General features: G+C 67.0%; 23 protein-coding genes and 1 other RNA gene. 6 read left to right on the top strand and 18 right to left on the bottom strand.

What is annotated here, in order from left to right:
* Positions 1–103 precede the first annotated feature (103 nt).
* The 7 genes from rpiA to M2650_RS12525 all read right to left on the bottom strand — a co-directional run bounded on the left by rpiA (position 104) and on the right by M2650_RS12525 (position 5,067).
* A complete protein-coding gene (gene rpiA / locus M2650_RS12555) occupies positions 104–751 on the bottom strand; it encodes a ribose-5-phosphate isomerase RpiA (protein WP_249474985.1) in 648 nt (215 codons plus the stop codon).
* Between the two features lie 7 nt (positions 752–758).
* Positions 759–1,223, bottom strand: coding sequence for an EVE domain-containing protein (locus M2650_RS12550; RefSeq protein ID WP_249474983.1), 465 nt, complete (start codon positions 1,221–1,223; stop codon positions 759–761).
* The gene (locus M2650_RS12545; protein ID WP_249474981.1) at positions 1,220–1,828 is read right to left on the bottom strand and encodes a 5-formyltetrahydrofolate cyclo-ligase; all 609 of its coding nucleotides are present in this window, start codon (positions 1,826–1,828) and stop codon (positions 1,220–1,222) included. The genes M2650_RS12550 and M2650_RS12545 overlap by 4 nt, the downstream gene beginning before the upstream one ends.
* A 127-nt stretch (positions 1,829–1,955) precedes the next feature.
* Positions 1,956–2,140: non-coding RNA, 6S RNA (ssrS, locus tag M2650_RS12540), on the bottom strand.
* Positions 2,141–2,218: 78 nt separating this feature from the next.
* On the bottom strand, positions 2,219–2,521 hold the full coding sequence (locus M2650_RS12535; protein WP_249474979.1) for a cell division protein ZapA: 303 nt from the start codon (positions 2,519–2,521) through the stop codon (positions 2,219–2,221).
* Positions 2,518–2,739: a TIGR02449 family protein gene (locus tag M2650_RS12530; protein ID WP_249474977.1), complete on the bottom strand. Its 222-nt coding sequence runs from the start codon at positions 2,737–2,739 to the stop codon at positions 2,518–2,520. Before M2650_RS12530 ends, M2650_RS12535 begins: the two co-directional genes overlap by 4 nt.
* 30 nt (positions 2,740–2,769) lie before the next feature.
* On the bottom strand, positions 2,770–5,067 hold the full coding sequence (locus M2650_RS12525) for a putative bifunctional diguanylate cyclase/phosphodiesterase (RefSeq protein WP_249474975.1): 2,298 nt from the start codon (positions 5,065–5,067) through the stop codon (positions 2,770–2,772).
* A 293-nt stretch (positions 5,068–5,360) separates the two neighbouring features.
* On the opposite strand from M2650_RS12525, the gene M2650_RS12520 reads away from it, so the two are divergent.
* Together M2650_RS12520 and M2650_RS12515 are read left to right on the top strand one after the other, a co-directional pair.
* The gene (locus tag M2650_RS12520; protein ID WP_249474973.1) at positions 5,361–5,906 is read left to right on the top strand and encodes a UPF0149 family protein; all 546 of its coding nucleotides are present in this window, start codon (positions 5,361–5,363) and stop codon (positions 5,904–5,906) included.
* 140 nt (positions 5,907–6,046) lie between these two features.
* Complete coding sequence (locus M2650_RS12515; protein WP_249474971.1) at positions 6,047–7,375, top strand: aminopeptidase P N-terminal domain-containing protein; 1,329 nt, start codon at positions 6,047–6,049, stop codon at positions 7,373–7,375.
* Here M2650_RS12515 and M2650_RS12510 read toward each other — a convergent pair.
* The 11 genes from M2650_RS12510 to rph all read right to left on the bottom strand — a co-directional run bounded on the left by M2650_RS12510 (position 7,356) and on the right by rph (position 16,570).
* On the bottom strand, positions 7,356–7,835 hold the full coding sequence (locus M2650_RS12510) for a VOC family protein (protein WP_249474969.1): 480 nt from the start codon (positions 7,833–7,835) through the stop codon (positions 7,356–7,358). The two genes, M2650_RS12515 and M2650_RS12510, sit on opposite strands and share 20 nt — an antisense overlap.
* Positions 7,832–8,476: a hypothetical protein gene (locus M2650_RS12505; RefSeq protein WP_249474966.1), complete on the bottom strand. Its 645-nt coding sequence runs from the start codon at positions 8,474–8,476 to the stop codon at positions 7,832–7,834. Before M2650_RS12505 ends, M2650_RS12510 begins: the two co-directional genes overlap by 4 nt.
* A 168-nt stretch (positions 8,477–8,644) precedes the next feature.
* Positions 8,645–10,036, bottom strand: a complete 1,392-nt coding sequence (gene pepQ / locus M2650_RS12500; protein ID WP_249474964.1) for a Xaa-Pro dipeptidase — start codon at positions 10,034–10,036, stop codon at positions 8,645–8,647.
* A gap of 98 nt (positions 10,037–10,134) precedes the next feature.
* Positions 10,135–10,515 carry a PilZ domain-containing protein gene (locus M2650_RS12495; protein ID WP_249474962.1) on the bottom strand — a complete coding sequence of 127 codons (381 nt, stop codon included), beginning with the start codon at positions 10,513–10,515 and terminating at the stop codon, positions 10,135–10,137.
* Positions 10,497–12,770 carry a DUF1631 family protein gene (locus M2650_RS12490; RefSeq protein WP_249474960.1) on the bottom strand — a complete coding sequence of 758 codons (2,274 nt, stop codon included), beginning with the start codon at positions 12,768–12,770 and terminating at the stop codon, positions 10,497–10,499. Before M2650_RS12490 ends, M2650_RS12495 begins: the two co-directional genes overlap by 19 nt.
* A 120-nt stretch (positions 12,771–12,890) precedes the next feature.
* Positions 12,891–13,076 (bottom strand): CPXCG motif-containing cysteine-rich protein, encoded by a 186-nt coding sequence (locus tag M2650_RS12485; protein WP_249474958.1) that lies wholly within the window; start codon positions 13,074–13,076, stop codon positions 12,891–12,893.
* Positions 13,077–13,306: 230 nt separating this feature from the next.
* The gene (gene hemW / locus M2650_RS12480) at positions 13,307–14,464 is read right to left on the bottom strand and encodes a radical SAM family heme chaperone HemW (RefSeq protein ID WP_249474957.1); all 1,158 of its coding nucleotides are present in this window, start codon (positions 14,462–14,464) and stop codon (positions 13,307–13,309) included.
* On the bottom strand, positions 14,458–14,754 hold the full coding sequence (locus M2650_RS12475; RefSeq protein WP_249474955.1) for an antibiotic biosynthesis monooxygenase family protein: 297 nt from the start codon (positions 14,752–14,754) through the stop codon (positions 14,458–14,460). The genes hemW and M2650_RS12475 overlap by 7 nt, the downstream gene beginning before the upstream one ends.
* 5 nt (positions 14,755–14,759) lie before the next feature.
* Positions 14,760–15,356, bottom strand: coding sequence for an RdgB/HAM1 family non-canonical purine NTP pyrophosphatase (gene rdgB, locus M2650_RS12470; protein WP_249474953.1), 597 nt, complete (start codon positions 15,354–15,356; stop codon positions 14,760–14,762).
* Positions 15,353–15,745 (bottom strand): VOC family protein, encoded by a 393-nt coding sequence (locus tag M2650_RS12465; RefSeq protein WP_249474951.1) that lies wholly within the window; start codon positions 15,743–15,745, stop codon positions 15,353–15,355. The genes rdgB and M2650_RS12465 overlap by 4 nt, the downstream gene beginning before the upstream one ends.
* Before the next feature lie 96 nt (positions 15,746–15,841).
* Positions 15,842–16,570 carry a ribonuclease PH gene (gene rph, locus M2650_RS12460; protein WP_249474950.1) on the bottom strand — a complete coding sequence of 243 codons (729 nt, stop codon included), beginning with the start codon at positions 16,568–16,570 and terminating at the stop codon, positions 15,842–15,844.
* Between the two features lie 102 nt (positions 16,571–16,672).
* On the opposite strand from rph, the gene M2650_RS12455 reads away from it, so the two are divergent.
* The 4 genes from M2650_RS12455 to rpoZ all read left to right on the top strand — a co-directional run bounded on the left by M2650_RS12455 (position 16,673) and on the right by rpoZ (position 19,038).
* Positions 16,673–17,533, top strand: a complete 861-nt coding sequence (locus M2650_RS12455; RefSeq protein ID WP_249474948.1) for a YicC/YloC family endoribonuclease — start codon at positions 16,673–16,675, stop codon at positions 17,531–17,533.
* A complete protein-coding gene (locus tag M2650_RS12450; RefSeq protein ID WP_249474946.1) occupies positions 17,526–17,876 on the top strand; it encodes an antibiotic biosynthesis monooxygenase in 351 nt (116 codons plus the stop codon). Before M2650_RS12455 ends, M2650_RS12450 begins: the two co-directional genes overlap by 8 nt.
* Before the next feature lie 2 nt (positions 17,877–17,878).
* Positions 17,879–18,496 carry a guanylate kinase gene (gmk, locus tag M2650_RS12445; protein ID WP_249474944.1) on the top strand — a complete coding sequence of 206 codons (618 nt, stop codon included), beginning with the start codon at positions 17,879–17,881 and terminating at the stop codon, positions 18,494–18,496.
* A 239-nt stretch (positions 18,497–18,735) separates the two neighbouring features.
* Entirely contained in the window at positions 18,736–19,038 is a 303-nt protein-coding gene (gene rpoZ, locus M2650_RS12440) for a DNA-directed RNA polymerase subunit omega (RefSeq protein ID WP_249474942.1), read from the top strand.
* Positions 19,039–19,091 lie beyond the last annotated feature (53 nt).

Here is a 19,091-nt window from a genome sequence, read left to right as displayed (position 1 = left end):
AGGCTGTTGCTCTTCGTAGGAGCGGCTTTAGCCGCGAGCTCTTCGAGACCGGAACGAAGATCAAGAGCTCGCGGCTAAAGCCGCTCCTACGAAAAGCGAAGAGCTACAGCACCATCGGCGGCTCGCCGCCGACGATCACCACATCCGCAGGCCGCTGCGCGAACAGGCCCACGCTGACCACGCCGGGAATCTGGTTCAACTCGCGCTCCATCGCCACCGGATCGACGATCGCCAAGCCGTGCACGTCGAGCACCCAATTGCCGTTGTCGGTGTTCACGCCTTCGCGCCACACCGGCTGGCCGCCGGTTTGGGCCACGATCGCGCGCGCGACCAGGCTGCGCGCCATCGGAATCACTTCGATCGGCAGCGGGAATTTGCCGAGCACGTCGACGCGCTTGGCCGGGTCGATGATGCAGACGAACTTTTCGCTGGCCTGCGCGATGATCTTTTCGCGCGTCAGCGCCGCGCCGCCGCCCTTGATCAGGCGCTTGTGCGGATCGCATTCGTCGGCGCCGTCCACATACAGCGACAGCGGGCCGGCGTTGTTGAGGTCGATCACCTCGATGCCGTGCCCGCGCAGGCGCTGCGTGCTCTGTTCGGAACTGGACACGGCGCCGGCGATGCGGTGCTTGATCCGCGCCAGGGCATCGATGAAGAAGGCCACGGTGGAACCGGTGCCGACGCCGACGATCATGCCGTCCTCGACGTAGTCGACCGCTTTCTCGCCGGCCAGGCGCTTGGCTTCGGACACGATGCCTTTACTCCAGGGAAAGAAGGAATTTCCATTGCGCCGCAGACACCGGCAGCACCGACAAGCGGTTGCCGCGCTGGGTCAAGGCGAACGGGCCGAGTGCTTCGGCATGCGACTTGATCTCTTCCAGCGGGATCACCCGCTTGAGCTTGCGCTCGAAGGCGACGTCGACCATTTCCCAGCGCGGCTGCTCGCGCGAGCTTTTCGGGTCGTAATAGTCCGATTTCTTCTCGAACTGGGTCGGGTCGGGATACGCGGTGGCGGCGACCGTGGCGACGCCGGCGATGCCGGGCACCTCGCAACTGGAGTGGTAGAACAGCACGCCATCGCCGACCTGCATCTCTTTCATGTGGTTGCGCGCCTGGTAGTTGCGCACGCCGGTCCAGGGTTCGGTCTTCACTTTCGCCAGGTCGTCGATCGAGAACGTGTCCGGCTCGGTCTTCATCAGCCAGTAGCGTTTGCGTGGGCTCATGCGGGCGTCTTCTGCGGGATCAGGGTTTCGTTTTCGCTGCAGACCGCATCCAGGGGCACGTCCCACGATTCGGCAGGCAGGCGATCGATGCGCTGCGCGGCGAAGGCGGCGCCGACCAGCCAGGGCGGCCCGGCGCGTTCGCGGCGGAACGCGAAGCTGCGATCGTACCAGCCGGCGCCCATGCCCAGCCGCTGTCCGTACGCATCGAAGCCGACCAGCGGCGCCACCACCAGCGACATCGCCTCCGCGCCGAGCAGCGAATCGACGGCCAGGTCGGGTTCGGGGATGCCGTAGCGGTTGGACACCAGCGGGTCGCCCGGACGCCACGGCGCGAAATGCAGGCGTTCTTCGTGCAGCACGGGCAGGCAGTAGACCAGCCCCGGCGGCAAGCGCAGTTGCCAAACGTGCAGGGCGATCTCGCCGTCCATGGCCCAATAGCCGGCGACGTAACCGCTGGCGGGCGCGAACGGCAGCGCCAGCAGGCGTTCGGCGAGCTTTTCGGCGGCGGCGATGCGTTGCGCGGCGGGGATGTCGCGGCGGCGCTGGCGCAGTTCGCGGCGCAGCGCGGTGCGGTCTGCGAGGTTCGGGGATTGCGCGCCGGTCATGACGCGAATTCTAAACGCTTTGCGCGTTCGGCTCTTGTGGGAGCGGCTTCAGCCGCGAGCTTTTGCGAGATGGCGATGGCTGTGAAGAGCTCGCGGCTGAAGCCGCTCCCACAAAAGAGTAAAAAATGCATCCTCCGCCATGCCGATGCGCGCGAAACGACCTTGAACCTGGGGTTCAAGTGGGAACGTTTTGACGCCTTCGGGCTTTCCGCAGCGGGGCGGACTTGCACGCCTGGCGATCGTCGCATTCCCGGTGTCGTTTTTAAGGGACAAGGTGAATGTTTTGCGCGCCGTCGAACACGGCAGAGGACGCAGGCGAAGTATAGCGTGGCTCGGCTCGGCGTGTCGTCCGTTCGTCGGGTGCGTTCGCGTAAAAATTTGCTTGCGCGTTCAGGCGGGCGTTTCGAGCACGCCGTCGAGCTTGCGCTGCAGGTCGGTCAGCGTGCGCGACAGTTCGCGGCCGCGGCTGTCGCTTTCGTTACGCAATTGCTGCAGTTCGTGTGCCAGATTCAGCGCCGCGAGCACGGCGATGCGGTCGACCGCGGCCATGCGGTTGTTGCCGCGGATTTCGCGCATCTTGCCGTCCAGCAGCTTGGCCGCGGCCAGCAGGCTGTCGCGTTCGTCCGGTTCCACGCCGATGGTGTACTCGCGGTCGAGCAGGCGGACGTTGACCGGCTCGCTGGAAGAACTCATGTGTGCTGCTCCAGCGATTTCAGGCGCGTGATCATGGCTTCCACGCGCGATCGCGCCTGTTCATTCTTGGCCAGCAGTTGCGAACGCTCGCCGGCCAGCTGCTCCTGCTGCGCGCGCAGGCTGCGGTTCTCTTCGGCCAGGCGTTGCGCGTGCGCGACCAGCTGCTCGATGCGCGCGGCCAGGGCGCGCAGCTGAACCATGGCTTCGGCGTTGTCCATGGCGGCACGATAGCACCGCCCAACGGCCGGTCAAGCCGGTTCTGAACGTCCAGGTTCGAACCGGGCCACCCCGGACTGCCAATTGCGCAGGAAGGCCAGGCAACGGTAGGGGTCCAGCGGCCGGGCGACCCAGTAGCCCTGGATCTCGTCGCAGTGCTGTTCCAGCAGCAATCGCGCCTGCGCCTGGTGTTCCACGCCTTCGGCGACCACGTACAGCCCCAGCGTGCGCGCCATGGCGATGATCGAGCTGGTGATGGCCTTGTCGTCCCGGTCCTGGGCGATGTCGTCGATGAAGGCCTTGTCGATCTTCAGCGTGGTGATCGGCAGGCGCTTGAGATAGGCCAGCGACGAATAACCGGTGCCGAAATCGTCGATCGCCAGGCGCACGCCCAGGTCGCGCAGGGCTTGCATCGTCGCCGCCGCCTGCGCGGCCTTGGTCATCACCACGGTTTCGGTCAGCTCCAGTTCCAGGCGCTCGCCGGGGATGCCGGTGTCGGCCAGCACTTTGGCCACCTGTTGCGGCAGGTCGCCGCGCAGCAGCTGCAGCGCGGATACGTTCACCGACATGTTGAGATTGCCCAGGCCGTGCTGGCGCCAGCGCCGCAACATGGTGCAGGCCTCGCGCATGACCCATTCGCCGATCGGCAGGATCATGCCGCTTTCTTCGGCCAGCGGGATGAAATGGTTCGGCGGGATCACGCCCAGGTAGGGATGTTCCCAGCGCAGCAACGCTTCCACGCCGGTGATCGCGCCGGTGCGCAGGGACAACCGCGGCTGGTAGACCAGGCGCAGTTCGCCGTTTTCCAGCACTTTGCGCAGGGCGCCGGACAGCGTGGCGCGCTGGCGCAGTTCCCACTCCATCTGCTCGGTGTAGCGCTGGTAGGTGCGGCGGCCGGCGGCCTTGGCCTGGTACATGGCCGTGTCGGCGTGTTTGAGCAGGTCGGTCGGCACCTGCGCATGGTCCGGGTACAGGCTGATCCCGATCGACGGCGAGATGATGATCTCGCGGCGGTCCTCGATCCCCAGCGGCGCGTCGAAGGCCTGGATGATGCGTTCGGCCAGGCGGTCGCCTTCTTCCGGATCCTGCAGGTGCTCCAGCACCACGGTGAACTCGTCGCCGCTCAGGCGCGCCACGGTGGCGCCGGGCGGCGCGACTTCGCGCAGCCGCGCCGCGGAGGCGCGCAGGATGCGGTCGCCGGTGGCGTGGCCGAGCGAATCGTTCACATCCTTGAAGCGGTCAAGGTCCAGGAACAGCACGGCGATGCGGGTATCTTCGCGGCGCGCGTTGACGATCGCCTGCGACAGCCGTTCGGACAGCAGGCTGCGGTTGGGCAGGTTGGTCAGCGTGTCGTAGTTGGCCAGCAGGCGCAGCTCGTGTTCGGTGCGCTTGGCGTGGGTGATGTCGCTGAGCACCGCCACGTACAGGTTGCGCTGGTCGATGGCGCCTTCTACCCTGATCGATTCCAGCGAACACAGGAAATCTTCGCCGTTCTTGCGGCGCTGCCATACCTCGCCGGCCCAGTGGCCGTCCCGGGTCACCTGCGCGCGCAGGTCGCGATAGAAATCCTCGTCGTGCTGCGGGCTGTCGAGGATGCTCGCGGACTGGCCGATGGCCTCCTCCTCGGAATAGCCGGTGGTCTTGGAGAACGCCGGGTTCACCGCCACGAACACGAAGTTCTCGTCCAGCACCGACACCGCTTCGTTCATGCTGCGCAGCACTTCGCTGGCGATGCGGCGCTCGCGGTCGGCGTCGCGGCGGTCGCTGATGTCGCGCGCGGTGCCGGCCACGCGGGTGACGCGGCCCTGCTTGTCGCGCGCCACGGCGCGGCCGCGGGCGCGGATCCATACCCACTTGCCGTCGCGGTTGCGGGCGCGGTGTTCGGATACGAACATCGGCGTGCGGCCTTCGATGTGGGCCTGCATGTTCTGGCGCACGGTGGGCAGGTCGTCCGGGTGCACTTCCAGTTCCAAGTTGGCGAAGTGCAGGTTGCGGATCGTGGTGCCGGGCTTGTCGCCGGGATCGTCGACGCTGAGCACGTGCGCGGCGTTGGTGGTCAGGTCGTTGTCCCAGAAATGCTCGCCCGAGGCCCACAGCGCGATCTTCAAGCGCTCCTCGCGCTCGCGGATCTGCTCGAAATAGCCGCGCTCGGCCTGCAGGCGGCGGCGCCACAACCACCACGCCAGGCTCGCGCCGGCGGCGATCAGCAGCGCCGACATGGCCAGCAGGGCCTGCAGGCTGCGCCACGGCGACGGCGTTGCGGTACGCGTGCCCGCTGCGGGCAGGGCCGCGGCCGGTTCTGCGCCCGCCGCGCTCCGAACGTGGAGCAAGCGCTGCAATGGCCCGCCAGCTGCGGCGCCCGAACCGGCCGGCCAAGCGGGCTGCGGCAGGGCCGAGCCGAGTCGGTCGAGGGTGCCGGCCTGCGCGACGCAGGCAACCGCGGCCGCCAGGCAGGCCACAAGCGCCGGACGGAAGCATGTCGCTGCCTTGCGAAAGATGCGCACGAATGGCGGGCCGTCGGGATGGGGTGCGGGGCAGTGTAGGGGCGGGCTGTCGCCGACAACAAGCGTGGGCGAACCCTCGCATTGCTACACTGCATCCACTTTCCCCCGCATGTCCTGCCGTGTCCGACGATCTGCCCAGTTGGTCCAGTGTCGAAGCCGAAGCGCGAGCGCTGACGCTGTCCATCACGCCGTCGGAACTGCACGGCGCCGCATGCGGCTGGATGGCCGGCGGCGGCGCGGACTCGCCCGATTGGCTGGCGAAAGTGCTGGCGGACGACCAGGCGCCGCGCGCGGCCGAAGGCGGCGCGCTGGAGGCGATGCATGCGGTCAGCCGCTCCCAGTTCGAGGACCGCGATTTCGGCTTCGCGCTGTTGCTGCCCGACGACGATGCCCCGCTCGCCGAGCGGAGCGAAGCCCTGTTCGACTGGTGCCGCGGTTTTCTCGGCGGTTTCGGGTTGGCCGCCGGCAAGGATCCGCCCTTGTCCGATGAAGGCCGCGAAGCGCTAGAGGACCTCGCCAGGCTGGCCGCGGCCACGCCCGAGCCCGACGGCGACGAGGAAGACGAAGCCGCCTACGCCGAGATCGAGGAATTCGTGCGCGTGGCGGCCTTGCTGCTGCACGGCGACTGCGTGATGGGGCCGCGGCACCGGCATAGATTGAATTAGCATCAAAATGCGATTTGCTTTTGTGGGAGCGGCTTCAGCCGCGAGCTCTTTGGAGCGCAGGCTAGACAAAAAGCTCGCGGCTGAAGCCGCTCCCACAAGTGCGATCGCTTCTCCAAGGCATCACATTCCATAGCGAAACCATGAGCCTCGCCACCGGCATTTCCCTCAGCAGTTACGCCAAGCGCCGCAAGCAGCTGATGCGGATCGCCGGCGACGACGCCATCCTGATCCTGCCCGCCGCGCCGGAACGCATCCGCAGCCGCGACACGCATTACCCCTACCGGCAGGACTCCGATTTCTGGTACCTGACCGGCTTCGCCGAGCCCGAAGCGGTGCTGGTGCTGGTGCCCGGCCGCAGCCACGGCGAAAGCCTGCTGTTCTGCCGCGAGCGCGATCCGGACCGCGAAGGTTGGGACGGCCCGCGGCTGGGGCCCGAGGGTGCGGTGGAAAAACTCGGCCTGGACGACGCTTATCCGATCGACGATCTCGACGAGATCCTGCCCGGCCTGCTCGAAGGCCGCACCCGGGTCTACTACCACTTCGGCCGCGACACCGAGTTCGACCTGAAACTGATCGGCTGGCTCAATCGCGTCCGTGCGCAGGCGCGGCAGGGCGCGCAGCCGCCGCACGAATTCCTGGAACTGGGCCACCTGCTCGACGAATTGCGGTTGTTCAAATCCAAGGACGAACTCAAGCTGATGCAGCGCGCCGCCGACATCAGTGTCGAAGCGCACCGTGCGGCGATGCGCGCGGCCCGGCCCGGCGTCCGCGAGTACGAACTCCAGGCCGACATCGAACGCGTGTTCCGCAGCCGCGACGCCGAGCCGGCTTACGGCAGCATCGTCGGCGCCGGCGCCAATGCCTGCGTGCTGCACTACCGCGCCAACAGCGCGCAAGCCAAGGACGGCGATCTGGTGCTGATCGACGCGGGCGCCGAATACCGCGGCTACGCGTCCGACATCACCCGCACGTTCCCGGTCAACGGCCGTTTCAGCAAGGAGCAGCGCGCGCTGCACGACCTGGTCGGCGCCGCGCAGCAGGCCGCGCTGGCGCAGGCGCGGCCCGGCGTGGCTTACGAGGCCGGCCACGAAGCGGCGGTACGCACGCTCACCGAAGGCTTGCTCACGCTCGGCCTGCTGAAAGGCAAGCTGGAAAAGAACATCGCCGAAGGCCACTACAAGCGCTATTACCGGCACAAGACCGGGCACTGGCTCGGCCTGGACGTGCACGACGTGGGCGAATACCGCATCGACGGCGAATCGCGCCTGCTCGAACCGGGCATGGCGTTCACCATCGAGCCCGGCCTCTACATCCCGCCGGACGACAAGACGGTCCACGCCAAATGGCGCGGCATCGGCATCCGCACCGAGGACGACGTGGTCGTCACCAAGGATGGCCATAAGGTGTTGACCGGCCAGCTCGAGCGCAGCGCGGACGAGATCGAAGCTTTCATGGCAGCGGAGCGCTGATCCGCCCACGTTGTGGGCTTTTTGTAGGAGCAAAAGCGGGTCCGGCAAGAAAGCGGGTTTTCAGGCGGAATGCTGGAAACACAGTAGGTATCCGTCCGGGTCGGCGACATACAGCATGCTTCATGCCGTAGCTCTGGACCTTCGGCGGTTCCGGATGCAGTCCTCTGGATAGCAAGTATGCGTAGGCGGCATCGACGTCTCCGCAACCGAAGAAAAGCCCCGTGTCCCGATGCGCGGCGATCCGGGCGGAGTCGGGCGATGCGGGTCGATCGTCGGCTTCGTAGGCCGTATTGAGCATCAAGTCGACGCCGTCCAGCCGCAGCCATACCCAATCCGATCCGTCGCCGTTTCCGGAGTCGTCGACACGCTCGAAGCCGAGAATATCGCGATAGAACGCCAGCGACGCCGGCATGTCGAATACCTGCAGCAGCGGCGCCATGCCGTCGATGCGTAGTCTCATGGCGAAGGGCGCTGTTCGTTCGGCGCTTCCGCGCCTGCGGATTTTCTTCCGGGCGAAGTGAGCGCAGGCAATGTTCGAGCCGGACCTATCCGACGCGCTTCCAGCGTCTGGTAGTTTTTTGTCCAAGTCCTGCCGTCGTCGAGCGAGCGGTCGGCGCTCCAGGAGAACGCATCCGGCCGGATGTTGCGGTAGCGTATTTTCCAGAACGACGGATGCGGACCCGATACGCCGAAGCGCTGTTCGATGCGCACCTCTCCGCCATCGCGTTGTCCGGTGCCGAAATCCTGCAGGCCGCCGCCGCCGTCCATGCCGATCAATTCCCAGCGGTCGAGTCCGGCGTTGTAGGCGCGGATGGTGGTGGTGACGTAGTAGGTTTCGTCCTTGTCGCCGACGACGCGGTACTCGTCCATGATCTGGCCGCCGGACAGCCTAGTCGCGCTCCAATAGCCGCGGAACTTGCCGTAATCGCCGTTGCTCGCGGTGAATTCCCAGTCGCCGAGCAGGTAATCGAAGTCCCCTTTGTGCTTTTCCAGCAAGGCTTGGCGTTGTTCGCGTTGCTTGTCGGCGTCGCTTTGCGCGCTTGCGGGTGCCGCCCACCCGGCGAACGCGATCAAGAACAGGCAAAAGAGGGCGATGCGCATGGCGTACCTCCTACCGGCGCTGGGCATTCGCGTGAGGCTAGGCCGGCGCCGAGTGGCATGCAAGTGCGTTGTCGGTCTGTAGTGGGAGCGGCTTTAGCCGCGAGCTCTTGAAGTCCTGCCGCAACTTGAAAAGCTCGCGGCTAAAGCCGCTCCCACAGAAGCCGCGGTCTACGCGGCCGCTTCGGCGAATGCCGGTCGCGTCAGATTGACCGGCTCGCCGTCCGTGCACTGCACGTCGTCTTCGATGCGGATGCCGCCGAACGGGCGGAACGCGTCGATGCGCGTCCAGTCGACGCTGTCGGCGTGGCCGTTGTTCTTCACCTCGTCCAGCAGCATGTCGATGAAGTAAATGCCGGGCTCGATCGTCACCACCATCCCCGGCTCCAATTTGCGGGTCATGCGCAGGTAGGGATGGCCTTCGGGGCGCGGGATCTTGCCGCCGCGATCGGATTCGGCGAAACCGGCGACGTCGTGCACCTGCAGCCCGATCGGATGGCCCAGGCCATGCGGGAAGAAGGCCGAGCTGACGCCTGTCGCCAGCGCGGCCTCCGGCGAGACCTTGATCACGCCGAAATCCTTGAGGATGCCGGACAGCGTGAGGTGCGCGTCGATATGCAGCTGCTTGTAGTCCGCGCCGGCACGCACCTTCCGGCCCATGTCGATCTGGGCCGCGTCGACCGCATCGATCAGCGCCTGGTACTCGCCGCTGGTGTCCGCGGCGTAGGTGCGGGTGATGTCGCTGGCGTAGCCGTGGAAGCTGGCGCCGGCATCGATCAGGAAGCTGCGCACGGGCTTGGGCGGCAAGCGGCCCAGTTCGGTGTAGTGCAGCACGGCGCCGTGCTCGTTCAGCGCGACGATGTTGTTGTACGGCAGTTCGCCCGCGTCCTGGCCCACCGCCTGGCAGTAGGCCAGATGGATGCCGAATTCGCTGGCGCCGGCGCGGAACGCGCGCTCCGCGGCGCGGTGGCCGCGCACGGCCTTGCGCTGCGCTTCGCGCATCATCGCGATTTCGTACGGCGTCTTGTACGAACGCTGGTATTCGAGATAGTCGATCGCCGCTTCGGGATTGTTCGGCACGAACGCCCCCAGAGCGCTCTGCGGTTCGCCGAGGATGGCGCAGCGCGCCGCGTCCTTGGGCAGGTGCTGCAACGCTTCTTCTGGCTTGCGGATGATCGCGATGTCGAAATGGTCGACCCACCAGCCGCTCGGCGCGTCGGGCACCACGTGCCAGTAGTCGAACGGCTGGTAGTAGACGACTTTGGGCTTGTCGCCCGGGGTATAGACCAGCCAGCTGTTGGGCACGCGCGTCAGCGGCAGCCAGGCCTTGAACTGCGGGTTCACCGCGTACGGATAATCGCGGTCGTCGAAGACCTGGTAGTGAAGCGTGCCGCTGGGCACGACCAGATGGTCGAAGCCGGCGCGCGACAGGGCTTGGTCTGCGCGTTGTTCGAGCGTGGAGAGGTGTTCGACGTAGAGCTTATTGAAATCCGGCTTATTGAAATCCGGCTTATTGAAATCCGGCTGACGGAAATCTTGCGCGTTGGAATCGGACGAGGCCATTGCGGACGGTGTCGGAGTAGGGGGCCCCGATTCTGCCGCAAACGCGTTCGCGCCGCAGGTGCCGTCGGGCCTATCCCGCAACGCCGCTCGGGCGCGGTTTATTCGTATTCGCCGCCGGGCGCTTCCACCCACGCGTTGAGCGCTTCATGCGCGGTCTTGGGCAGCAGGATGAAGCGGGCACCTGCCCACAACTGGCCGTTGGCGCTGGCGCGGTCCATCCACAGCACTTGCGCGCCGCATTCGACGATGGCGTCGCCGCCGCCCGGCTGCGGCAGCAGGAAGCGCCATTGGTAGAGCGCGTCCTCGCGCAGCGGCGTATTGGCGATCAGCAGCAGGCCGGATTCGGACAGGTTGCCGAGCTGGCCGATGGTGGCTTCGGTCATGGCGTCGATCACGTTGATGCGCTCGATCGCCTTGCGTCGTCGCGCACGGCGGAATTCGGGTGTGGCCGCAGGCGTGCTCATGTCGGTGCCGTCCATACGGGTTGCGGTTCGCTCTGGCCTGCGAAGCTGCGCAGCACCGATAGCGTGGCCTGCCAGGCGCGGTCGACCACGCGGCTGCTCTCCACCGTCACCACGCGCAGTTGCTGCTGCGCCATCAGCCGGGCCAGGTGATCGAGCGTCATTTCCGCAACGCGCTGGCCGCGGTTGTTGACGAACAGCGCGTTGTCGGTGACCGGGCTGTACCAGGACAGGCGCCGGCGCGTCTTGTCGCCCTGCTGATTGCTGGTGAATTCCATCCAGGTGCCGAACGGCAGCGAGCGCAGGTAGTCGTAGCAGGACTGTTCCTCGCCGTTGCGCGGCCGCGGCTCGGGCTTCTTGGCGGCGGTGTCCTCACCCAGCCGCGTATGCGACTTGAGCTTGACGGTGAGTTCGGTGCGCGATGCGGCGTCGTCGCTCTCGGTCGGCGCGCGGCTCAGCTGGCGCGCCATCGCCGTGGCTTCGCTGGCGTGATAGCCGACCTGCAGCATCGACTGCTCGATCTGCGAGGCGAGGTCGGCGTCGAGCGTGGAATCCTTGGCGCAGGTGACTTCGATGATCCGCTGGGTGGCATCCAGATGCGTACGCCACAGTTCGGAGGATTCGCCGTTGCGCAGCAGCACCAGGGTCAGCACGTCGGCCCAGGCCTGGCGCAGCAGGGTCTGCACGAAGCGCGGCAGCTGCTTGTCCTTGAGCAGCTCGTCCAGCACCACGGCGGCACGCTGCTTGGCGACCGCCAGTTTTTCCTTGCCGCGCGCGGCTTCCACGTGCCGGCGCTCGCTGACTTCGGCGCGGCGCGCCTGCACCTGCAGTTGCTGCTGCAGGTCGGCGTTGGCCTGCTCGAAGACTTGAACGTCGCCCTGGTAATCGTTGACGACGCGCTCGACCGTCTGCGCCAGTTGGTTCTCGAAGTGCGGATCGACGCCGTCCTCGCCCAGCCACGACGCACCGGACTCGGCGACGGTGTTCAGGAACATGCGTCCCGGATGTTCGCTGCGCACGAAGAACGCGCGGTCCTGCAGCGCCAGGCGCAGCAGCGGTACTTGCAAGCGGTCGAGCAGCTCGCGGGCCAGCGTGTCGTCGCGGACTTCGCGCTCGAGTTCGGTGTAGAGCAGGCCGAGCAGATCGAACGTGTCGTTGTCGTCGCGAGACAGCGTGGCGGCGCTGCCGCGCTGCTGCCGCGCCATCGCCAGCACCGCCTGCTGCACGTCGCGCAGCGAGCGTTTGCGTTCCGGCGAAGCCGGAGTGCCGGAGGGCTTGCGCTGGATCGTGCCCAGCATCTCGTCCAGCGCGGGCGCGGCCAGCGCTTCGGCGTCCGGCGCCTGGCTTCCGGCCTGCAACTTGCCGATCAGGCCGCGGCGGCCGGACAGCAGCTGCTGCAGCAAGGCGAACTGCATGGCGTCGTCGGCCGAGCTGGGCGCATTGGCCTGGCCCAGCCAACCGGTGTAGGGCGCCTGCGCGGAATCGCCGGCGGTCTTGCCGGCCGCGGCGGGCTTGGCGGGAGCGGCCTCGGCGGCTTCGCTGCGGGTCTGGGATGCGGGCCGGATCCGGGCCGGCACGAACTCCAGGCCCGGCAGGATGCCGGCCTTGCCCAGCGATTCGTTCATCAGCTCGACCAGAGTCGGATACCCGGCCAGCACGTGGTGCTCGAACGCGCGGTAGAGCAGCATCCGCAGCACGCCGTCGTGGTGCAGGGCCTTGGCGGTGTCCTCGGCGATGCGCAGCAGGGCGCGCGGACCCACCGGCAGCCGATCGGTCTCAAAGGCCGGCGCACCGGCCATCACCCCGAAGCGCTGCCCGAGCAGGTACAGGGTCAGGGTGGCGCGCGATTCGTAACGCACCGCCAGGTCGCGCAGCATGATGTGTTCGTCGTCGGAATCGCGGTCCAGCAACTGCCATTGCTGGCTGCCGGATTTTGTTGCGGCCGCCGTTTCGGCTTCCGGGCGCGGCGCGCGCAGCCGCGCCAGCGTGTCTTCCAGGCCGTGCAGGTAGAGCGGGATGAAATCGGCGCGGGTCAACCGCAAGTTGCGCAGCGCGTTGAACTGGTCGTCTTGGGCGGCGGCATTGCGGGCATGGTTGGCCTGCTGGAACAACTGCTGCTCCAACTCGTTCAGCATCTTGCCCAGGCCGCGCACGATCTCTTCGGAGACCACCGACAGCAGTTGCTCCAGCGCGCTGCGTACGCGCGGCGGCAGATCGCTGCCGACCAGCGTCGAGGACTGGCTGTCTTTGGGATGCACCATGGCCTGCCCCATTTTCGCTCCCCGCGAAAATCGTATTCCGTTAAATAGCATGGCCGGCGCCGCCAGCGCCATATAAGCGGGAGTAACGCACTGCGGCTGGATAGGCGGCCATCGGCGCCCGGCCGGCTGCGGCTAGTCGTCGCGCGAGGCTTCCAGGGCGGCCGGCTGGCCCTCCTCGTCGAGCCGCAGGTGGAGCGCGATCGGCCGACAGCACACCGGGCAGTCTTCGATGTATGCGGCGTCGCCGGCGCTGGCGTCGACCAGGGCCTCGAAGCGTTCGCCGCAGTAGGGGCATTGCACGGTGAGGGCGTCGAGCATGCTGTGAGAGTGAGCTACGCGGCGATGCGAGCGTGTGAAATGGCGAGCACCTGGCTTTAGCCCTCTCCCGCCTGCGGGAGAGGGTTGGGAGAGGGCGCGCGATATGGCAGGTCGCGTCAAGCGTTCGAAGTCCGACGCCGCACGATCATTGGTTTGACGCCATCTGAGATTTCGCACGCCCTCACCCCAGCCCTCTCCCGCAAGCGGAATAGGGAGCGGAACTCGCGCTCTCAGTCCGTCAGAAACACCGCGATCACATCGTTAGTGAATCGGCGTCCCAGTTCCGTAGGCACCACGCGGTCCCCATCGATCGACAGCCAATCACGGTCGCGCGCCGTATTCAGCCGTTCGTCGATGACGGCGCGATCCAGTCCGGTGCCGGCTTCGAAGCTCGCCAGCGAGAAGCCTTCGTTCAGCCGCAGCGCATTGAGCATGTAGTCGAAAGGCCGCCGTTCCGGCGCGATGTACTCGTCGCCGCCGATCGCCTCGGCGCTGCCGGCTTTGGCGAGGTATTCGGCCGGATGCTTGACCTTCCAGCGGCGCAGGATCGATTGCTCCGAGCCCAAGGTCAGCTTGCCGTGCGCGCCGGCGCCGATGCCCAGGTAATCGCCGAAGCGCCAATAATTGAGGTTGTGCGCGCACTGCCGGTCCGGTCGCGCGTAGGCCGACACTTCGTACTGCGCATAACCGGATGCGGCCAGCATCGCCTGGCAGCGTTCCTGCATGTCCCAGGCATCGTCGTGCTCGGGTATGCCCGCTGGCGGTTTGGCCGCGAACAGCGTGTTGGGTTCCAGGGTCAGCTGGTAATGGCTGATGTGGGCGGGATGCAGCGCGATCGCGCGTTCGATGTCGCGTTCGGCCATGGCCAGCGTTTGCTGCGGCAGCGCGTACATCAGGTCGAGGTTGAAATTGTCGAAGCCGGCGTCCTGCGCCAGCTTCACCGCATATTCCGCCTCGCGGCTGTCGTGGATGCGGCCCAGGCGCTGCAGGCAACCGTCGTCGAAGCTTTGGATGCCGAAGCTGAGCCGGTTGACGCCGGCGGCCAGGTAGTGCTCGAAACGGCCGTGCTCGGCGGTGCCCGGGTTCGTTTCCAGGGTGATTTCCAGCCCGGGCGCGAAACGCAGCCGCGACGAAGCCGCCTGCAGGAAACGGTCGACCGCTGCGGCCGGAAACAGGCTGGGCGTGCCGCCGCCGAAGAACACCGTCTGCACGGTGCGTCCCCACGCCAGCGGCAAGTCGTGGTCCAGGTCAGCGATCAAAGCGTCGACATAAGGCTCGAACGGCAGCGCGCCGCGGCCTTCGTGCGAGTTGAAGTCGCAGTAGGGGCATTTGCGCACGCACCAGGGCAGGTGCACGTACAGCGACAGCGGCGGGGTCGCGGTCAGCATGTTCGGTAGGTGCCGATGCGGTGTTCGCTCGCAGTCAGTGCGTCGCCTTCCTCGTCGATGCGCTGGTAACGCGGCTGCGCATCGACGAGGAAAGCGAGATAGTCGTCCTCCGAAGACCATCGGTCGATCGTCAGGTAGGTGTCCGGGCGTTCCCCGCGCAGCAATTCGGTGCCCAGATGCGCCGGATACTCGGCGAACAGCGCGACCCAGGCGCCATCGCTGCCGTACAGGGCTTCGAACGCGGGCTCCGCGCCTTCGCGCACTTTGTATTGCCAGATGACGACGAACATATCGGTTACCCGATGGCTGCGAGCAGTTTTTCGCGCAGCGCGGCAAGGGCGCGGCCGCGGTGGCTGATGCGGTTCTTCAGGCTCGGTTCGAGTTCCGCCGCCGAGCGGTCCGTCTGCGGGTCGAAGAACACCGGGTCGTAGCCGAAGCCGCCGTCGCCGCGCCGTTCTTCCAGGATCAGCCCGGGCCAGACGCCTTCGGCGATGATCGGCTGCGGATCGCCGGCATGGCGCAGCATCACGATCACCGCATAGAAATGCGCGGTGCGCTGTTCGACTGGCTTGCCGCGCAGGGCGCCGAGCAGTTTGTCGATGTTGGCCTGCGCGTCGCCGTGCGCGCCCGAATAGCGCGCCGAGTACAACCCGGGCGCGCCGCCGAGCGCGTCGACGCAGATGCCGGAATCGTCGGCCAACGCGGGCAGGCCGGTGGCTGCGGCGGCATGCCGCGCCTTGAGCAGCGCGTTTTCGACGAAGGTGGTCGCGGTTTCTTCCGCATCGCCGACGCCCAGATCGCTTTGCGCGATCAGTTCGATGCCCGTGTCGGCGAGCAGGTCGCGCAATTCCTCGAGCTTGCCGGGGTTGCTGCTGGCCAGCACCAGTTTCACGGCTTCATCTCCAACAGGTCCCAGCGGTTGCCGTACAGGTCCTCGAATACCGCGACGGTGCCGTAGGCTTCCTGGCGCGGCTGCTCCACGAATTTTACGCCGCGCGCCGACATCGCAGCGTGGTCCCGACGGAAATCGTCGGTGTGCAGGAAGAAGCCGACACGGCCGCCCATCTGGTCGCCGACCTGGGCGGTTTGCCGCTCGTTCGCCGCCCGCGCCAGCAGCAGCGAGGTTTCGTTCGAGCCGTGCGGCGCGATGCGCACCCAGCGCTTGCCGCCGTCCAGTGCGGTGTCCTCGAGCAGGACGAAGCCGAGCTTGTCCGTGTAGTACGCGATCGCTTCGTCGTAGTCGCGGACGAGCAGCGAAACCGCGCCGATGTGTCGTTGCATTCCATGTCCTCGTAGCCCGGATAAGCGCAGCGCATCCGGGGCTTTCGCCGCGAACGGGTATGACGTCCCGGGTGCGCTGCGCTTACCCGGGCTACGCTATTGCGCCAGCGCTTCGCGTTGCGCCGTAAGCAACTCGCCGATGCCTTTCTCCGCCAGCGCCAGCAGCGCATTCAATTCGTCGCGACGAAAGGCGTGTCCCTCGGCCGTGCCCTGCAACTCGATGAAGCCGCCGCCGTCGTTCATCACCACGTTCATGTCGGTGTCGCAGTCGCTGTCCTCGGCGTAGTCCAGGTCCAGCACCGGCACGCCGCGGTAGACGCCGACCGAGACCGCGGCGACCGCGCCGAAGATCGGATTCTTGGCGATTTCCTTGCGCGCCTGCAGCCAACGCACCGCATCGACCAGGGCGACGTAGGCGCCGGTGATCGCCGCGGTGCGGGTGCCGCCGTCGGCCTGCAGCACGTCGCAATCGAGCGTGATGGTGCGTTCGCCGAGCGCGCCGCGATCGACGCAGGCGCGCAAGGCGCGGCCGATCAGGCGCTGGATCTCAAGCGTGCGCCCGCCTTGCTTGCCGCGCGCGGCCTCCCGGTCGCTGCGGCTGTGCGTGGCGCGCGGCAGCATGCCGTACTCGGCGGTGACCCAGCCTTCGCCCTTGCCGCGCAGGAAGCCCGGCACCCGGTTCTCGACGCTGGCGGTGCACAGCACCCGGGTCTCGCCGAAGGCCACCAGCACCGAGCCCTCCGCATGGCGGGTGTAGCCGCGCTCGATGCGGACCTCGCGCATCTGCTCCGGCGCGCGGCCGCTGGGACGGGACAGGGTGGACATCGGGAGAAGGCCTCGAAAACGGCCGAGTAGGATACCGCCGAATGCATGGAAAAGCCCCGGCGTGCATTAACATCGGCACCTTCATCTCTTCCAGGCCCTTGCATGATCCGCAGCATGACCGCCTTCGCCGCCGGCGAGCGCAACACCGAAGCCGGCGTGCTCGGCTGCGAACTGCGCGCGGTCAATCACCGCTTCCTGGAAATCGGCGTGCGCCTGCCGGAAGAGTTGCGCGTGCTGGAGCCGGCCCTGCGCGAGCGCATCGCGGCGCGCATCTCGCGCGGCAAGCTCGACCTGACCCTGCGCCTGCGTCCGTCGGACGCCGCCGAGCACCTTGAGCTGAACCAGGCGTTGGTGGCGCAACTGAGCGCGGTCGCGCAGGACCTGGACGGCCGTTTTCCTAACCTGCGCACCGAGCTGGGACAACTGCTGCAACTGCCCGGCGTGCTGCAATCGCGCAGCGCCGATCCGGAAACGCTGCAGGCCCAGGCGCTGGCGCTGCTCGACACGGTGCTGGCGCAGTTCGTCGCCGCGCGCGAGCGCGAAGGCGCGCAATTGGCCGCCGTGATCGCCGAGCGCGTCGATGCCATCGCCGCGCAGGCCGCCACCGTGCGCACGCTGATCCCGCTGATCCGCATCGGCCAGCGCCAGAAACTCGAGGCGCGCCTGGCCGACCTGTCGCAGCCCGCCGACCCCGGCCGGCTGGAGCAGGAACTCGTGCTGTGGCTGCAGAAACTCGACGTGGACGAGGAGCTCGACCGGCTCGACAGCCACATCGTCGAGATCCGGCGCGTATTGGCGCAGAAGGAGCCCGTCGGCCGCCGTCTGGATTTCCTGCTGCAGGAATTCAACCGCGAAGCGAACACATTGGGCTCGAAATCGGTCGATACACGCACCTCGCAGGCGGCGGTGGAGCTGAAGGTGCTGATCGACCAGATCCGCGAACAGGTGCAGAACATTGAATAACGCAGATGCCGCCCATGCGGTCGCTTTCCTCTATCGCTGGCGGCTGAAGCCGGGCATGGAAGCGCATTTCGTCGAGGCCTGGACGCGCCGCACCGATGCGTTGCTGGCGCGCGGCGGCTCGCTGGGCTCGCGGCTGCATCGCGGCGACGACGGCCTCTGGTACGGCTATGCGGTGTGGCCCAACGCGGAGGCGCGGCGACGCGCGTTCGAGACGCCGATGCCCGACACGGGGCTGTCGATGGACGACGCCGTCGCGGAGCGGCTGCCGGAGATCGCGTTGCATCCGGTCGCCGACCGTATCGTCGCGGAACCGCTGCCGATCGGCGGCGCGAAGGTGGAATAGCGATGCGCGGAACCTTGTTCATCGTCGCCGCGCCCTCGGGCGCCGGAAAATCCAGCATCGTCAACGCCTGCCTGGCGCGCGACGCCAACATCGCGCTGTCGATCTCGTTCACTTCGCGCGCGCCGCGTCCGGGAGAAAGGCACGCGGAGCATTACCACTTCATCGGCGAGGCGGAGTTCCAGGCCATGATCGACGCCGGCGACTTCTTCGAGCACGCCCGCGTCCACGGCGACTGGAAGGGCACCGCGCGGCAGTCGGTGGAACCGCTGCTGGCGCAGGGCCGCGACGTGCTGCTGGAGATCGACTGGCAAGGCGCGCGCCAGGTGCGCCAGCGGGTGCCGGACGCGGTGAGCGTGTTCATCCTGCCGCCGTCGCGCGCCGCGCTCGAGGAGCGCATGCGCAAGCGCGGCCAGGACAGCGAAGCCACCATCGCCCAGCGCCTGGCGGCGGCGCGCGAAGAGATGTCGCATTACGGCGAATTCGATTACGTGATCGTCAACGAGCATTTCGACACTGCGGTCGACGACATGTGCGCCATCTTCGTCGCCAGCCGGCTGCGCAAGGACATCCAGGTGGCGCGGCACGCCAAGCTGATCACTGCGCTGCTGTCCGACGAGTAGCCTGCTTTTCGTAGGAGCGGCTTTAGCCGCGAGCTTTTACCCCACGCTCGCGCGGCCTTGAGGGGAGAGCTCGCGGCTAAAGCAGCTCCTACGAAAAGCATCGGCCGCAGAATCTTTTGCCAGATACTATCTAACTTATTGATTTATAAAGAAGTCGCTTGCGTTCTTGGCACGGACCTGGCTACAATCCGCGCCCCTCCGTATAGATATGAGCGGCCCGAGCGGCCGCCGGGAAGCCTATGGCCCGCATTACCGTTGAAGATTGCCTGGAAGTGGTCGACAACCGCTTCGAACTCGTGATGATGGCCGCCAAGCGCGCGCGCCAGCTGGCGAACGGAGTCGAATCCAAGATCGACAACTCCGAGCACGCCGACAAGCCCACCGTGCTGGCGCTGCGCGAGATCGCCGCGCGCCGCATCGACCAGGACTACATCGATCAGGTCGAGAAGGCGGAGAAGGAACGCGCCGAGCGCGAGGCGCTGGAATGGGCCGCCGCCGAAGTGGTCGCGGACGACGACCTCTCCAAAGGCGACGATCTCTAAGTTTTTTGCGGTTGCCCCCTTGGCAAAAGGGGGCGAATCGGCCGAAGGCCGAT

This window comes from Luteimonas galliterrae (genome assembly GCF_023374055.1).
Lineage (GTDB): Bacteria > Pseudomonadota > Gammaproteobacteria > Xanthomonadales > Xanthomonadaceae > Luteimonas_C > Luteimonas_C galliterrae.
The sequence above is the reverse complement of the archived record's forward strand: the minus strand, read 5'-3'. Positions and strand labels throughout refer to the sequence as shown.

Coding starts and splice junctions, on each gene's coding strand:
- M2650_RS12550 (WP_249474983.1), bottom strand. CDS start 1,223: ATGAGCCCACGCAAACGCTACTGGCTGATGAAGACCGAGCCGGACACG.
- M2650_RS12545 (WP_249474981.1), bottom strand. CDS start 1,828: ATGACCGGCGCGCAATCCCCGAACCTCGCAGACCGCACCGCGCTGCGC.
- M2650_RS12535 (WP_249474979.1), bottom strand. CDS start 2,521: ATGAGTTCTTCCAGCGAGCCGGTCAACGTCCGCCTGCTCGACCGCGAG.
- M2650_RS12530 (WP_249474977.1), bottom strand. CDS start 2,739: ATGGACAACGCCGAAGCCATGGTTCAGCTGCGCGCCCTGGCCGCGCGC.
- M2650_RS12515 (WP_249474971.1), top strand. CDS start 6,047: ATGAGCCTCGCCACCGGCATTTCCCTCAGCAGTTACGCCAAGCGCCGC.
- M2650_RS12510 (WP_249474969.1), bottom strand. CDS start 7,835: ATGAGACTACGCATCGACGGCATGGCGCCGCTGCTGCAGGTATTCGAC.
- M2650_RS12505 (WP_249474966.1), bottom strand. CDS start 8,476: ATGCGCATCGCCCTCTTTTGCCTGTTCTTGATCGCGTTCGCCGGGTGG.
- pepQ (WP_249474964.1), bottom strand. CDS start 10,036: ATGGCCTCGTCCGATTCCAACGCGCAAGATTTCCGTCAGCCGGATTTC.
- M2650_RS12495 (WP_249474962.1), bottom strand. CDS start 10,515: ATGGACGGCACCGACATGAGCACGCCTGCGGCCACACCCGAATTCCGC.
- M2650_RS12490 (WP_249474960.1), bottom strand. CDS start 12,770: ATGGGGCAGGCCATGGTGCATCCCAAAGACAGCCAGTCCTCGACGCTG.
- M2650_RS12485 (WP_249474958.1), bottom strand. CDS start 13,076: ATGCTCGACGCCCTCACCGTGCAATGCCCCTACTGCGGCGAACGCTTC.
- hemW (WP_249474957.1), bottom strand. CDS start 14,464: ATGCTGACCGCGACCCCGCCGCTGTCGCTGTACGTGCACCTGCCCTGG.
- M2650_RS12475 (WP_249474955.1), bottom strand. CDS start 14,754: ATGTTCGTCGTCATCTGGCAATACAAAGTGCGCGAAGGCGCGGAGCCC.
- M2650_RS12465 (WP_249474951.1), bottom strand. CDS start 15,745: ATGCAACGACACATCGGCGCGGTTTCGCTGCTCGTCCGCGACTACGAC.
- rph (WP_249474950.1), bottom strand. CDS start 16,570: ATGTCCACCCTGTCCCGTCCCAGCGGCCGCGCGCCGGAGCAGATGCGC.
- M2650_RS12455 (WP_249474948.1), top strand. CDS start 16,673: ATGATCCGCAGCATGACCGCCTTCGCCGCCGGCGAGCGCAACACCGAA.
- gmk (WP_249474944.1), top strand. CDS start 17,879: ATGCGCGGAACCTTGTTCATCGTCGCCGCGCCCTCGGGCGCCGGAAAA.
- rpoZ (WP_249474942.1), top strand. CDS start 18,736: ATGGCCCGCATTACCGTTGAAGATTGCCTGGAAGTGGTCGACAACCGC.